General features: G+C 62.4%; 14 protein-coding genes and 1 pseudogene. 6 read left to right on the top strand and 9 right to left on the bottom strand.

The genetic code is table 11. From position 1 onward, the window contains the following. The 5 genes and pseudogenes from Q8Q83_RS17410 to Q8Q83_RS17390 form a co-directional block, all read right to left on the bottom strand. Positions 1-222 (bottom strand): annotated as a pseudogene (locus Q8Q83_RS17410) (hypothetical protein); the annotation flags it as partial. A 104-nt stretch (positions 223-326) separates the two neighbouring features. Beyond that, entirely contained in the window at positions 327-764 is a 438-nt protein-coding gene (locus Q8Q83_RS17405) for a HEPN domain-containing protein (protein WP_305625384.1), read from the bottom strand. Continuing rightward, a complete protein-coding gene (locus Q8Q83_RS17400; RefSeq protein WP_305625383.1) occupies positions 761-1,411 on the bottom strand; it encodes a nucleotidyltransferase domain-containing protein in 651 nt (216 codons plus the stop codon). The genes Q8Q83_RS17405 and Q8Q83_RS17400 overlap by 4 nt, the downstream gene beginning before the upstream one ends. A gap of 244 nt (positions 1,412-1,655) precedes the next feature. Then, the gene (locus Q8Q83_RS17395; RefSeq protein WP_305625382.1) at positions 1,656-1,880 is read right to left on the bottom strand and encodes an addiction module protein; all 225 of its coding nucleotides are present in this window, start codon (positions 1,878-1,880) and stop codon (positions 1,656-1,658) included. Between the two features lie 156 nt (positions 1,881-2,036). Then, positions 2,037-2,945, bottom strand: a complete 909-nt coding sequence (locus tag Q8Q83_RS17390) for a LysR substrate-binding domain-containing protein (RefSeq protein WP_305625381.1) — start codon at positions 2,943-2,945, stop codon at positions 2,037-2,039. Positions 2,946-3,064: 119 nt separating this feature from the next. Here Q8Q83_RS17390 and Q8Q83_RS17385 point away from each other — a divergent pair, with 119 nt between their 5' ends. After that, positions 3,065-3,766 carry an FMN-dependent NADH-azoreductase gene (locus Q8Q83_RS17385; protein ID WP_305625380.1) on the top strand — a complete coding sequence of 234 codons (702 nt, stop codon included), beginning with the start codon at positions 3,065-3,067 and terminating at the stop codon, positions 3,764-3,766. Between the two features lie 110 nt (positions 3,767-3,876). On the opposite strand, the gene Q8Q83_RS17380 is transcribed toward Q8Q83_RS17385, so the two are convergent. Beyond that, complete coding sequence (locus tag Q8Q83_RS17380; protein WP_305625386.1) at positions 3,877-4,620, bottom strand: class I SAM-dependent methyltransferase; 744 nt, start codon at positions 4,618-4,620, stop codon at positions 3,877-3,879. A 229-nt stretch (positions 4,621-4,849) separates the two neighbouring features. Between Q8Q83_RS17380 and Q8Q83_RS17375 the strand changes: the two genes are divergently transcribed. Beyond that, entirely contained in the window at positions 4,850-5,122 is a 273-nt protein-coding gene (locus Q8Q83_RS17375; protein ID WP_305625379.1) for a DUF4242 domain-containing protein, read from the top strand. Between the two features lie 194 nt (positions 5,123-5,316). Here the strand turns inward: Q8Q83_RS17375 and Q8Q83_RS17370 are convergent, their stop codons facing one another. Next, positions 5,317-5,814, bottom strand: coding sequence for a GNAT family N-acetyltransferase (locus Q8Q83_RS17370; RefSeq protein ID WP_305625378.1), 498 nt, complete (start codon positions 5,812-5,814; stop codon positions 5,317-5,319). Positions 5,815-6,043: 229 nt separating this feature from the next. Here Q8Q83_RS17370 and Q8Q83_RS17365 point away from each other — a divergent pair, with 229 nt between their 5' ends. Then, positions 6,044-6,409, top strand: coding sequence for an STAS/SEC14 domain-containing protein (locus Q8Q83_RS17365; RefSeq protein ID WP_305625377.1), 366 nt, complete (start codon positions 6,044-6,046; stop codon positions 6,407-6,409). Positions 6,410-6,543: 134 nt separating this feature from the next. Here the strand turns inward: Q8Q83_RS17365 and Q8Q83_RS17360 are convergent, their stop codons facing one another. Next, positions 6,544-7,347 (bottom strand): CAP domain-containing protein, encoded by an 804-nt coding sequence (locus tag Q8Q83_RS17360; protein WP_305625385.1) that lies wholly within the window; start codon positions 7,345-7,347, stop codon positions 6,544-6,546. Positions 7,348-7,954: 607 nt separating this feature from the next. On the opposite strand from Q8Q83_RS17360, the gene Q8Q83_RS17355 reads away from it, so the two are divergent. The 3 genes from Q8Q83_RS17355 (at position 7,955) to Q8Q83_RS17345 (ending at position 13,455) form a co-directional block, all read left to right on the top strand. Further along, positions 7,955-10,042: a hypothetical protein gene (locus tag Q8Q83_RS17355; RefSeq protein ID WP_305625376.1), complete on the top strand. Its 2,088-nt coding sequence runs from the start codon at positions 7,955-7,957 to the stop codon at positions 10,040-10,042. A gap of 74 nt (positions 10,043-10,116) precedes the next feature. Further along, complete coding sequence (locus tag Q8Q83_RS17350) at positions 10,117-10,416, top strand: hypothetical protein (protein WP_305625375.1); 300 nt, start codon at positions 10,117-10,119, stop codon at positions 10,414-10,416. 249 nt (positions 10,417-10,665) lie between these two features. Next, the gene (locus tag Q8Q83_RS17345) at positions 10,666-13,455 is read left to right on the top strand and encodes a hypothetical protein (protein WP_305625374.1); all 2,790 of its coding nucleotides are present in this window, start codon (positions 10,666-10,668) and stop codon (positions 13,453-13,455) included. Positions 13,456-13,551: 96 nt separating this feature from the next. On the opposite strand, the gene Q8Q83_RS17340 is transcribed toward Q8Q83_RS17345, so the two are convergent. Beyond that, positions 13,552-13,890, bottom strand: coding sequence for a hypothetical protein (locus Q8Q83_RS17340; RefSeq protein WP_305625373.1), 339 nt, complete (start codon positions 13,888-13,890; stop codon positions 13,552-13,554). Between the last annotated feature and the right edge of the window lie 147 nt (positions 13,891-14,037).

Below are 14,037 nucleotides of genomic sequence, written 5' to 3'. Positions count from 1 at the left end.
GGGAGTGAGCCGCATGGATGCGGCGAGAGGCGTAAAGGGCCAGGGACGGCCCTTGTACGCCGGCCCCTGGAGCAATGATGGAGTGAGGGGAGTTTCGCGCAGCGAAACCCGGATGTCCGGGGCGTGTTTCTTTTGCTTACTTTTCTTTGCACGAGCAAAGAAAAGTGAGGCGCCCGAGGGGGCGCAACCCGCTCGACCAAACACCACCGATGCGGCGGTCAACCACCACTCCTGAACACAACAACTTTGGGGGCGTTTGCCAAAAGTGAGCCGCCCACTATCGGCCGCCAGGTTCGCAGTCATTCAAGCATCGGCAAGCGAGTCTCTTAGGACAACCCTGCCTTATGCTCGCGCAGCCATTGCTCCACCTGCTCGAGCAATTCGCTCGCCCGAGCCACAGCCTCTTGCGCCATTGCGGCGCTGACCGGCTCTCCAGAATAGTCCGCGACATTGCGCTGCTTACGCAGACTGTCGAGTACCACCATAACCTTGCTATCCAAGCCGATGGTACGTGGCAAGCTCTGAATCATGGTCTGGTGGTGGCCCGGCGTACTGGTCAGCGTCCGGAAGCCATTGGCCTGGAGCGCCGCATTCGCCGATTGCATGATGCACTTATAGGCCATGTCGAAACGGCCTTCGCTACTCATTTCGGCCAGTTTGGCGTCCGCCAAGCTGCGTTTGGCGGCCTCGAGCAGGCGCACGACATTCGCGTCATCCGGCTCGATGCGCTCCAGCAAACGACCCAGCAAATTTTCCAGTGTCATCCCCGCTCCTTGGGCTCGATCAAGTCATGCTCCGTGCCAATCACGAATAGTTTGGGCCTTTCCAGTATCTGCCTTGCAAACGCCCCCCGCCCGGCCATCAGTTGCAGCCACTCGGGTTTGGGGTACACCTTGGGGTTGATCTCACGGCCCAGGATTTCCTGCAGCGGGTAGAGTTCAGTCACCAGCTCGCTAAAGCCCACATCGCCGATGACCAGCAAATCGACATCGCTCGCGGCGTTCGCCTTGCCACTGGCCATCGAACCGAATACGAAAGCTACTTCGATCTGTCCCGCGAGTGGTTCTAACCCGTCCGCCAATACATCTGCCAAACCACTGGTCTTGCGCAGGATGCTAGCAAGCTCTTCAAAAATGGGGCAATCACGATTGGCGCGGTAATGCATTTGGTTGCCGACCGGCACTTTCAACAGCAGACCTGCCTCTACCATCTTGGTCAGCTCGCGACTCAACGTACCGGAGAGCGTACCGGTAAGCCGGGCGATTTCCCGCTGGTGGTATTGCCGGTCCGCATGCAAGAGCAGAAGCGTCAGCACCTTTCGCCGATATTCGCTGAATAGCAGTGTGGCTAGCGACACAAGAACACCAATACGCTGCTTTAAAGGCAGCAATTGAAGCCTAAAAAGCAGCAAGACGCCAGTCCAACCGCAATCGATGATCGGAACAGTAGGGGCGCACTAGATTTCCCCTCAGAACTACAAGCTGGACGGTAAATAGCCTGAAAACCGCCCAGCGGAATACGCTTCGCGCGTTTTGATCGCCATTTTGTGGAGGGGCAAAACGAAAGGTAAAAGCATCGCGGCCATGGGCCGCTACTACGATAACCGACTAATTCCAGAAACTCGGCCGCCTCCGCTGCCGGGTGAAAAGAATAATTCATCGAATCAGGGCTCTAGCCTTCTTCATCACCTCATCACCGGGCACAGCCTGAACCGAGCCACTATCAAGCTCTTCTGCTCGCCGTCGTGCTTCAAGCAACCAGTCTGATCGAAGCTCTTCTTCTGAGGGGGCTTCCAGACTCAAGACCAAACGCTGGATCAGCTGTGCCCGCTCTTTCTTGGGAAGGTGCAGGGCTTCATCCTCAATTTTCTGCAGATCCATGGCATAACCTCTCGCTTATCTACCGGCAAATCTTGGCACGGATGGCTAGCGGGTGCCATGGCTAGATACTGCGCTTTACAAAGGGCAACCCAACTGGATATCCACATCGCACGGGCAGCACGAAGCCTGCCCAAGCCCCGCAGAGGGGCAGTTATATCAGCCGGCCAACAGCGTACACCGCCCTCCCGGCACCGCCATAACCCAATCCCGCACCGCCTGAATGGTCGGGTCGTTCTTACGGTTTTCCGGATACACCAGAAAGAACGGTTTGCCTTCCAGCTCCGGACCGAAAGGCTGTACCAGCCGCCCTTCCCTCAGCTCATCCTCGATCAGTTGGCGGCTCATCAGCGCCACGCCCTGCACACCGAGGGCAGCCGAGACGGCATGGGTCTCGTCGGAGAAGACCAGCCCAGCGCCGACATCCAGCCCCGGCACCTGGGCCTTCTTCTGCCACACGGCCCAATCGATGGGCGAAGAAACAGCGGCCTGATTGCGGAAGTGGATCAGTGAATGTTTTGCCAGCTCGGCCGCATCGTGCAAACCGAGCAGCGGGCTGCAGACCGGGATAAAGGTGTTGTCGAACAGCTTCTCAGCCACCAGCCCCGGCCAGCGGCCGTCACCATAGCGAATGGCGATATCCGCGGTGACGCCATCCAGCGCGACCGGCTCATGCGAGGCGTGGATGCGCAGGTCAATATCCGGATGGGCATCGCGCAGCAGGCATACCCAGGACAGCAGCCAGCGCACCGCCACGGCAGGCGTGGTGCTAAGCGTAATGGCCTGGCGACAGGGCACCGCGCTGAGACGTACCGCCGTTGCGCTGATGCTGTCGAACGCGGTTTCCAGCACCTGCTGCAGCTCGCGCCCCTGGGCGGTCAATTCGAGCTGGCGCGGCTTGCGCAGAAACAGCGCGACGCCGAGGGACTCTTCCAGTGCACGAATCTGGTGACTGATCGCCGTAGCGGTAACCGAGAGTTCTTCTGCGGCCTGCTTGGCGCTCTCGTGGCGAGCGGCCGCCTCAAAGGCCCGCAGGGCAGAAAGCGAAGGTAACCAGCGCTGCGCCATACATGAGCTTCTCTCATTCGTATCGGAAAATAATCGTCGGTTGTCGCCCTTGAGGGCTGAATCTAGCCTGAGTCTGCTGCGAATAACAGATGAATTCAACTTCGAAAAGGAGACTCGACATGCCACACATCCTGCACCTGGATACCAGCGCCCGCCCCGGCCTCGCTGGCAAGGACCAACACGGCTCGCACAGTCGCAACCTCAGTCACCGGTTTGTCAGCCAATGGCTGGCCCGCCGTGCGCAGGACAGCCTCACCTACCGCGACATCGGCCAGAACCCGCCGTCCTTCATCAGCCATGACTGGATCGCGTCCTCCTTTACCCCGGAGGAACAGCGTGAGCCATGGATGCAGGAAACGCTGGCAGAGAGCGACCAACTGGTCGATGAATTGATTGCGGCGGACGTGCTGGTGCTTGGCACGCCGCTCTACAACTTCGGCATGCCGGCCGCGCTCAAGGCGTGGATCGACCAGATTGTGCGCCCTGGCAGAACCGTGGACATCGATGAAAGCAACCCGCTCGACCCTTACGTGGCGAAGCTGGCCGACCGGCCACGGCATGCCGTCATCCTCACGGCCAGAGGCGGTATCGGCTTTGGCGTCGGTGGCGAGATGGCCCATATGAACCATCTGGAACCGAACCTGATCACCGCCCTCGGCTTTATCGGCATTACCCAGGTGCACCAGATTGCGATCGAGGGTCAGGAAATGGGGGGTGAGCTGCTTGCCGAGTCGGTGGCTCAGGGCCTGAACAAGGTCGATGCATTGGTGGCGGAGCTGCAGCGGGCGCTGCAGGTAAATCGGACGCCAGAGCCGGCCTGAAAACCGGCGGCCTGCGCCGTGCGGTTTCCACCCTGCAAGGCGCAGCAAGCGAATAGCCCGAACATCCCCGGTGGAAAACGCTTCGCGGTTTTCCACCCTACCCTTACGCGCTAAATCTTTACACAGGCGAATAGAGCATTCCCGGAAGCACCGTTCCACGGGATGATCTTTTCGTAATCATGCTCAAGTATATGAACCTCGAAGTACGGCTGCAGCAGCGCCTGTAACTCGGCGAAGCTCACCGCCACCATGGGATGTTCGTCGTGCCACAGCTGGCGGTCACCTGCTGTCGTTCTTTCAATACGAAGCTTCAGCGATTGCTGCTCACCACTACCGCAGTAGCTCCAGCCTGAGCTGAAGCTGAACAGGCCGTCATCGTGCCTGGCGGTGTGCGACACGAATAAATCGTTGTCGATCTTGTTCTTATCGACGGAGTTAAAGCAGAACACCCCATTGGCAGCCAGCGCAGCATGCACACTGGCGATGCACGCTTTCAGCCGCTCAATTGCGCCGCTGTAATGAATGGAATAGAGGAAGCAGGTAATCAGGTCCTGCGGCTCACTCACCGTGAAATTGCACATATCCTGCAACGAGAAGCGCGCTTGCGGACAGCGAATAGCGGCCTTGTCCAACATGGGCTGATTAATATCGAGCCCACTGCTTGTGTAGCCAAAATCGATGAAATAGCGCACATGTGGCCCAGTCCCACAGGCCAAATCGAGGTGCCGGGTGCCAGCGTTACCAAAAAGCTTCTGCAGCCTGTGGATACAGTGGCTTTGTGCCTGATAGTCGATATCAGCACACATCAGATCGTAATAATCGGACAGGTCGGTATAGAGGGCATTAACGGACATAGTGACCTGATGATTTTCAATCGGTTTTTGGGGGTGGCGCATCATATCCGAACCCATCCTACGCAACTGCCCTGCTCGATGCGGCCGCTGATTAATCCCACCCGAGGCACTTCACCCAACCAAAAGCCCACGCGATCAACGGCGGCAGCCTGCATCATCCCCAGAGTGGTCGACTGCTAGACTGTTGCGGGCAATGCGGATCATCCAGAGTCTTTACGGAGTTCTTGCCATGCCTAAATATGTGATCGAACGCAACATCCCCGGCGCAGGAAAACTCAGTGCCGCCGAACTGCACGCCATCTCCCAGAAGTCCTGCTCGGTGTTGAGCACTATGGCTCCGAAGGTGCAGTGGCAACACAGCTATGTCACGGACGACAAGGTGTACTGCGTCTACATCGCCGACAATGAACAGCTGGTGCGCGAGCACGCTGAGCGCGGCGGTTTCCCGGTAGACCGGGTATCGGCGGTCAAAGCCATCATTGACCCGACGACCGCCGAGTAACGCGACAGCTGCATCGCCCCGGTGGAACGCAACGACTATTGCCGCCGGGGGCGATGCACACACCCTTCGACCAGCCTGCCCCGCCGACGCAGCTCGTAGCCTTGTAGCGCGCGCCGTAAAGGCGCAACCCATAGATCAGGCAAGCCAATTGCCAGGCTGGAAATCGCACTCAAGCACAAGCCTTGCGGCCCGCCTCAGTGCGGCCGCGGGTTGATCAGGTACGTCAGCAACTCCGGCTCGTCGGCATCCGCCAACTGCTGCACCGAGCGAAACGGCAACTCGCTCAACATCGCCTGCCAGAACGGCGCGGCCAGCGGGTCCTGCGGGTACAGGCTAACCACCCAGGGCTGCTGGCTGGCGAGGATCACCTGCTCGACCAGCGCCCGACCGATACCCTGCCGGCGGTACTTCTTGAGAATAAACAGATCGGCGAACTCCAGCGCATCCACCCCTGGGATTTCGCTGCGCTCGATCAACAGGAAACCCGCGATAAAGCCCTCCACCAGAATCAGCTGCGCACTCCAGTCCGGGCGCTGCCAGTACAACGCCAGATACGGCTCGTGCACATAGAAACGCCCGTCGAGCTCGACATCTTCCTGCTCCCAGTCCGACGACTCGTAGGCATAGAACTGATAAAGGTTGCGAATCAGCGGCAACTGCTCGGGGGTGGCGGAAACTAACTGGATTGGCATGGCGCGCTCAGCAGCATAGAGACAGGCTTGCAGTTTAAAGCCCGAGGGCAACCTCGTCGCCCTGCACAAACCACTGGGCTGGATAACGGCGCAAGCCCGCCGTGGCAAACGCCGCATCAGGAGGCCGAATGGAATCCTTGACCAATAGGCCAGAAAGCCGTTTTTTCAGTTAACGTCCGCTAGCAAGCGGCGTATCGTAGAAATTACATCCCCCTGTGGAGGAGTCGTTATGTTCCAAGTAATGCGAAACGGCGAGAACCGCGTCGACGTAGAATTTGCCGGAAAACTCGACAGCAATGGCATGAAAATCGCGATTGATGAGCTGCGCCTAAAATCCGAAGGCATCGAGCATGGCCGAATGCTTTATCGAGTCGGCGATTTCTCGCTCCCTACGCTGGGCGCAATAGCCGTCGAGTTGTCGCACATCCCGCAACTGTTCAGGGTTGCTCGCCACTTCGACCGCATGGCAGTCGTTGCCGGCAAAGGATGGGTGAGAAAAACCAGCGAGGTCGAGGGCGCGCTGATTCCGGGTCTGCAGATCAAGTCATTCGATCTGAGCCAGGAAGCGGAAGCCGAAGCCTGGTTGCAACATTAGTCACTTGCAAAAATGGTGAGGGATTTATCTTCAGCCACCCATAAGATCTGCTCATTTATCACTGGGCTGTCGCGCTTGATTGGTTCCACCTACGCGGCAGAGGGGCTTTTTGTGTCCAGCCCGCATAAAGCCGCTTAAGGCGCGCCGAACACGGCCGTCCAGTAAATCCCCGCATCGCTCTTGGGGTCCGTCGCATAGGCCGCGCCCAGCTCACTGAACTGCGGGTTCATCAGGTTGGCGCAATGGCCAGGGCTGGCCAGCCAGCCGTCGAGCACCTTACTTGCCGTATCCAGCCCGGCGGCGATGTTTTCGCCGATCCGCTGGCCGCTGTAGCCGGCCAGTTCCGCCCGGTCGCCGGGGGTGCGGCCGTCACGGTCCTGGTGGGCAAAGAAGTTGCCGTTGGCCATGGCCCGGCTGTGGGTTTCGGCGGTCGTGCCCAGCGTGACATTCCACGCCAGTGGCGCTGCCGCGGCGAAAGATTGAGTGCCGCACTGGCGCGCTTGCCCACGCATGGCATTGACCTGTTCCAGCAGCTTCTGCCCTTCCGCCTGCCAGTCGCCCAGGCGGCCGGCCAGCAACGGCCGCGCCAGCACGATGCGCCACTCACGGTCCTGCCGATTCACGCCAATATCGACGAACTGCGGGTCCAGCACGACCTTGCAGAAACTCTCCCGCAGCACCTTCAGCGCCGCCAAGGCATCGCGCGGACCGGACAGGCTGATCGCCTGCACATTGACCATGGGATAGCCCACCGCACTCAGCGCCTGCTGCAAATCCCCCGCCCTACCGACCGGCAGCACCAGCCGCGGGTCAGCCGCGAGCGGCGGCAACTCCTCGGAGGTCTGTCCCTCACAACTGGCCGGGGCCAGGCGATAGTCGTTGATCAGGCTGGTCAGCGCGCTGCTGTCGTCGGCTTGCGCCGTACCGGCAACGGCCATGCCAGCCAGCAGCAACGTCCATGCAGCCAGACGGCTGCGGCCTTGTGGCTGGGTGGGTTTAACCAAGGCAACGCGGGCTGCTTTCATGCTTTCTCTTATCCATTTCACGAGCCGGGATATCCTTCAGGCGGACGGTAGACAACGGCACTCGCGAAAATGCCTCAATGCCCATTCTAGCCCGCAGAATACTAGCCACTGTTTCACCCGGATATAAGCCGTGGCCCGCCCACTGTTGCGCGCCACACTGGCCTCGCTATCACCGACTGGTTGAGCCCTTATCTCGTTGCGCCCGGCATGGAGCCCAGACCGGTTGAACGCCGGTGCGGCGGGCAAGCCCTTATAGCCAAACGCCAGCACCCGTTCGTCTTGCCGCCTGGTTTGTCGGATGGACGGCACGCTCTATGCGAAATTGCGCTCCATACTCTTTTTCCTCATGCGCAGCTCGCTGTGCGCATGAGCTTAACCACATGGATAACAATCCAAGGGCGACGTACCGCAGCAGTGCAGTAGCTCGCGCAGTGAGAAGTTTTACGGGCAGGGTGCGCCCCTTGTTGAATAGGAGTGTTCAGCAATGTCTCACCTGCCTGAAAGTTCGAAAATCCCCCCCATGCCCGACCTGCTCCCGCCCGCTGTGGAAGATGGACCCGGCATCGGTAGCGCCACCCTCAACAGCGCCAACGCGACATTCAACCCCGACCTGCAGTTGCAGCCCGGGAGGTTTGTCTTCCCGCAGCTGCGCAGCTTGCGCGCCGGTTGTTGGCTGCTCAACTACAAGCCCAGTGGCGCGCCGTTGGTGTCTTATGACGGCACGCTACGGGTCGAGTCGCACAGCGAAGGGCGCACGGCCAGTGGTGACCTCTACCAGCGCCCGGTGATTTTCCTACCCATACCCGTCGTTTCGCCCTTCCCGCTGCTGCAGAGCAAACTCGGCGCCAGCCGCAACCTGGCGTTGAAGCCCATCCTGCTGGCGGGACCGAGCCCGGCGGCGGGCATCCCGATCCTGTCGCGTTCGCGCTATCGCTACTACGTGCGGGTCACCTCGTTGCCGGAGTATTTCTACCTGGGCAGCAGTTTCAGTCTGGGCTTTCAGCTGTACCGCTTCACGGCGCTCAACAGCTGGGTGCTGGACAACACGCTGACCGCGCAGATGGTGCGCATGGCCGGGCCGGCGGGCTATCCGTCGCCATCGAACTATGCCGAAGGCGATGTGAAAAACGCCGCCAATGTGGTGGTCGGGCGCCTGAGCATGGGCTGGCTATCCACCTACCTGCGCCGCTGCACGGTGGAGATCGACACGGTCAACGGCTCCGAGCGGCCCACCAACAGTGGTGTCGGCCATACCTGGACCAGCCTGATGGATGCGGTGGGCTGGCAAACCACGGTGCACCTCAGCGACACCAATGTCGCCGAACCGAGCGGCAACTCCTGGTCCAACGCGGAAATGCACGCGGCCATGCTGGCCCGGCGCGCGGTGGTCAACCTCGACAGCGAGTGGCGTTATCACATACTGGCGGTGAAGAATATCGACTCGACGCCGCGCGGGATCATGTACGACAACGGTGGCACGGACTCCAACAACGTGCCGCGCGAGGGCGTCGGCATCTCCTCGCACTGGATCATCGACCCCGGCTGGGGCACGGTCAGCGGACAGCGCTTCGGCACGGCGGCGGCGCCGTATTTCCGCACCGCGGTGCACGAGCTGGGGCATGCCCTGGGCCTGTACCACAACTCGGCGGACTTCGGCTTTATGTGCACCAGCGACGTGATCGCCGCCGGCGCCACGCCAGCCACGCCGTTCCCGAGCAATATCCAGTGGTCCTTCCACCCGGATAACCTCAAGCAGCTGCGCCACTATCCAGACCCCTTCGTACGTCCGGGTTCGGTGGCCTTCGGCGGTGCCTCCAACGCCGTCCCGAACATCGCCCCGACCGACCTGGAAGCGGAAGTGCTCGGCCTGGCTCTGGAGGTCACCCCGCTGCTCGGCGAACTGCCGTTGGGCGCACCGGTGCGGATCGGCGTCACCCTGCGCAACAACGGTGAACAGCCGTTGCTGGTGCCGGCCAGCCTGAGCCTGAAGAGCGAATGTGTCAGCGGCAGCGTGAGCGACCCGGCGGGCACCGTGCGCAGCTTCCGCACCATCATCCACTGCATCGAAGACTCGCCGTTCAAGGTGCTCGAACCGGGCGCGCAGATCGAGGAGTCGATGACCCTGATGCGCGGTGCCGAAGGTGCGCTGTTCGGCGTATCGGGCATCCACGAGGTGCGGGTCGAGGTGCATTGGGAAATTGAGGGCATGGTCGCCCATCTCGATGGTCGCACCAGCGTGATGGTCACCGCCGCCGTCGATGCCAGCCACGCGGAAGCCGCGCACAGGGTGCTCTCCACTCCGGATGCGCACCTGGTGCTGGCCATCGGCGGGGATCACCTGACCGATGGCATAGCCGCGATCCAGGCTGCGCTGGACTCACCGGTGCTCAAACCGCACTTCGCCGCGATCGAGACCAAGCGCCTGGCCAGCCGCTTTATGAAGCGCAAGCCAGACGCCAAGGCGGCTACGGCACTGCTCGATTACGACACTGTGATGAGCAGCAGTGAGCACAGCAAGCTCGAGCGGTTGATCGGCGATGCCGGCGGTAGCCTGCCTAAGGTGAACAAGGCCAAGGCCAAGCCCTCTCGCCTGACCAGCGCCAAGTAGGCAGTAGCTGTAACGGAATGCGCGGGGCAGATAGCCCCGCGCGCTCCGCAGCCACTCTGCCAAGGAGAGTCAGGATGACACTGCATGATGCGCAACTGCCGGGCAATTGGCACAAGAACGGTCAGGAACAATGCGCGGCGGGCTATGCCGCGCACCTGCGTTTCGAAACCCATGGCCTGTACGTCGGCGGCACCGAGCCGCCCGGCGCTTTCACCTGGTGGGACCAAGGCACCTGGGCGCTGCAAGCACCCGGGCAGCTGGCCCTGTCCACCGCCAATGACGAAGTCGTCACCTATGCCTACAGCCTCAGCGGCGACACCCTGACGTTCACCGACCCCGCGGGATGTCGCTTCAGCTATCGCCGTGATGCCTGAGCGACCTCGCTGACCACCTTTACCGTTGCACAGCACTGCGGGCTCCGCGCTATGCCTGTGGCCTAGACATTGCCCACTAGGCGGCCCGCCGAGCGTCGTCCGCAGTGTTTTTAACCTTATGTCCTGGCTGGCTACTAGCGCGCCAGACGCGGATTGCAGCTCTCGCTCCCGCAGGCTTACCCGAGCGAGCCGTGCACGCGCGCGACAGCTGGCGGGGTCTGGCCTTTTCGGCGCCTGCAAGGAGGCAACATGCCTGGCTCAATTGTTCCCACCACGGTCTTCTTCGATCTGGGCGACACCCTGATTTTTACCGGCCCGGGTGGCGTGCGCTTGCGCTACGCCGACTGCCTGGACTGCCTGCAGGTGCTCAAGGCCCGCGGTTATCGCCTGGGCCTGCTGTCCAACCAGACGGCCGCCACGACCCTGGCCGATGTGCTGGCGCTACTCGCGCCGCTGCACCTGGCGCGCTATATCGAGCCGGCGTTGATCTGCCTGTCCAGCGAGGTGCCGGGCAATCTCGGCAAGCCGGCGCAACCGATCTTCGACCTGGCGCTGAGCAAGGCGCAGCACGGCGCCGCCAGCGAACGGGCGATCTTCGTCACTGAAACCCTGGCCCATGTGCAGGCGGCGCGCGGCTATGACTGGCGCGCCATTCTCAAGCGCAATGCCGGCGCCTGCCTGGCAAGCGACGGCGAATGCGTGAGCGGCCTGGCTGGGCTGCTGGCGAGCCTGCCGCCATTGGCCACGCCGAATGGCAGCCTGGCGCTGGCGCCGCCGCCCAAGCTGGTCGATGGCCTGTGGGCGGTGCCCATGGATATAGTGCGGATCGACGCCAGCCTGCTGTTCGACGCCGCCACGCAGCAGATCAGCGGCGACGCCAGCCTGGAATTTCGCCTCGGCCAACATGCCGGCTGCCCGATCTTCGACCTGCGCCAGACGGTGACCGGCGTCTGGCTGGATGGCGCGGCGCTGACCGTGGCCGATGTCGCCAGCCACGACTTCGGTGGCGGCGCCAACGCCAACCTGCGGGTGCTCAACCGGGTGCTGGACGCCGGCAGCAGCCACAGCCTGCGCCTGACCTACTCGGTCGGCGTGCCGCAGGCCTCCATGGCCGGCTCCTACCTGCCGCAGATCGTCTGGAGCGCGGGGCCGCGGCTGGCCTTCAATTTCGGCTTCACCGACCTGGGTGCCGGGCGCTACCTGGAGGCTTTCGTACCGGCCAACCTGATCTTTGATCAGTTCGAGCTGAGCCTGCAGCTGCAACTGACGGGCACCGCCGTGGCGCATACGCCGATCAGCAATGGCAGCATCAGCGTGCTGGGTAGCAACCACTGGCGCATTGATTTTCCGGCGCGCTTCAGCGCGCTGTCGCCGCTGCTGGAACTGCGCGCCACGGACAGTTTGCAGAGCACGACGGTCAACAGCGTGCTGCCGGTGTCCGGCAGCAATGTGGCGATCACCACCTGGAAGCTGACCAGCAACGCCGCCAATCTGGTCAACCAGGCCAATGCCATCGCCGGTTTCCTCGCCGACAACGAAAACAGTTCCGGCCGCTATATCCACGGCAACCGCTTCACCGCCTTTATCCACCAGGGCGGCATGGAGTACGAGGGCGGCACCACCAGCGGCACCGGGCCGCTGCGCCACGAGACCTTCCACAGCTGGTGGGCGCGTGGGCTGAAGCCGGCCAGTCAGGCGGACGCCTGGTTCGACGAGGCCTGGACCACCTACCACGACAACGGCGCGGCGGGCGTGCTGCCGTTCAACTTCACCGAGGCGGCCCTGGCGCTGTGCCCGCGCAATCCCTGGGTGCGGGTCACCCACGGTTCCTCCTACGGCGCCGGCGAACGTTTCTGGAAGGGCATGGCCGCGCTGCTCGGCGCCGCGCCATTGGGCGATCTGATGCGCAGCTTCTACCTGGCGCGCACCCCGCGCCCGATCAAGACCGAGGAGCTGGAGTGCTTTCTGCTGGCCCGTGGCGGCAACCCGACCTGTGTGGACGCCTTCCACCGCTTCGTCTACGGCCTGGCCGACCCGGCGCCGTTGCCCGACGTGTGGCTGCGCGACGATGCCGCGGACCCCGGCGCCAACGACTGGGCCGGGCGCTTCTGGGATTCACCGGACCTGTGGATTCGCAACCGCGACGACGATGGCCTGGAGCACCAGAACCTCGAATTCGGCCAGGACAACTGGATCCACGCCCGCGTGCGCAACCGCAGCGCCACGGCCACCGCACGGCATCTGCTGGTCAGCTTCAACGTCAAGCAGTACGCCGGCAGCCAGTTCATCTACCCGGCCGACTTCCTCCCGGCGGTCACGGCGGCGGCGGACTTCGACCTGGGCCCGGGCGAGACGCGTATCGTCAAGGCGCGCCTGCCGCGTAGCGCGATACCGCCAGTGGGCAGCCATCCCTGCCTGTTGGCGGCCGTATTCAGCCGCTTCGACCACCCGCAGGCCGGGCGCCATGTGTGGCAGCAGAACAACCTGGCGCAGAAGAACCTCAGCGTGGTCGATCTGGCGCCGAATCGGTGGATAGTGCTGCCATTTCTGGCGGTCAACCTGCGGGCGCGGCTGTCGCGCACAATGCAGTTCGAGTTGCTGCGCCCTGCTGGCTGGGAGGCTGTTCAGGCCAGCCTGCTGCTGGATAAACGCGCTGTGCCGAGCAAGCTCAAGGCCAATGCTCTGGTGTTGCCGGAATTGACAGACGCCACAGCGGCCGTGGCGCAGCCAGTGACGGCTGAGCAACTGGACTGCGCCTGCCATGCCCAGGCGGCCCTGCCGCCGACCGATCAGCTGCTGACCAGCACGGCGCCGGAGCGGCTCAACGCCGCTTTTCCCGGCGCTCTGGAGCTGGCCTTCGCCCAGGGTAAACAGGCGCAGCTGCCGATCCGCTTGCAGCCGCTGGAGTCGCAGCGGCTGGGGTTGCGCGTGACGGTGCCGGCGCAGGCCAAACCCGGCAGCAGCTTTACCCTCGATCTGGTGCAACGGGAGAACGGCAAGATAGTCGGCGGGGTGGCGCTGCGCATCAATGTGCGCTAAGCGCGGCAGCAGCGCCGCGCGTCCTCGGGTCTAAACAGCCTGAACCAACTTGGCACCCTAGGGCGTCAAGCTGGCTCAGGGGACAGACGCTGCGCGCTAACCCAGCTGGTCGACCATCACCGCGTTGGTGTAGATCAAACTGCCGTCGCTGGCCCGGTGCCCGACCAGATGGAATTGGCCGCGCTGGTCCTGGTTCAAATAGACGCGGTAGCGGCAATCGGCCAAGGGTCCGCACTCCTGCGGCGTGATCAACTCCATCTCGCTCATATCGAGCTCGACCATCAGTTCGGGCGCATGGGTCTTCTGCAGCTGCTCCTCGGCCTGTTCCAGGCGCAGATGGTCGCTCTCACTGACGTGGAAATGGATATTCCCCAGGGGAGTGGATTTTTTCTCGGCGCCGGCTTTGCACCAACCGCCTATGGTCAAGGTGTTCATGGCAGACCTCCTGAAGTGGGCTTCTGGATAGCGTCATTCCCTCATAGCCAATTTTAGACAATGCCCCAAGGGAAGGTTAATCCGTTGCCCCCGCGCGGGGACAGGTCGGCCCTTGCTAGCCGTGTCGGCCACGCCTGAGCATTGCGC

Source organism: Pseudomonas sp. (genome assembly GCF_030696055.1).
Lineage (GTDB): Bacteria > Pseudomonadota > Gammaproteobacteria > Pseudomonadales > Pseudomonadaceae > Aquipseudomonas.
Note: the sequence above shows the minus strand (reverse complement) of the source record. Positions and strands in the feature narration are given on the sequence as shown.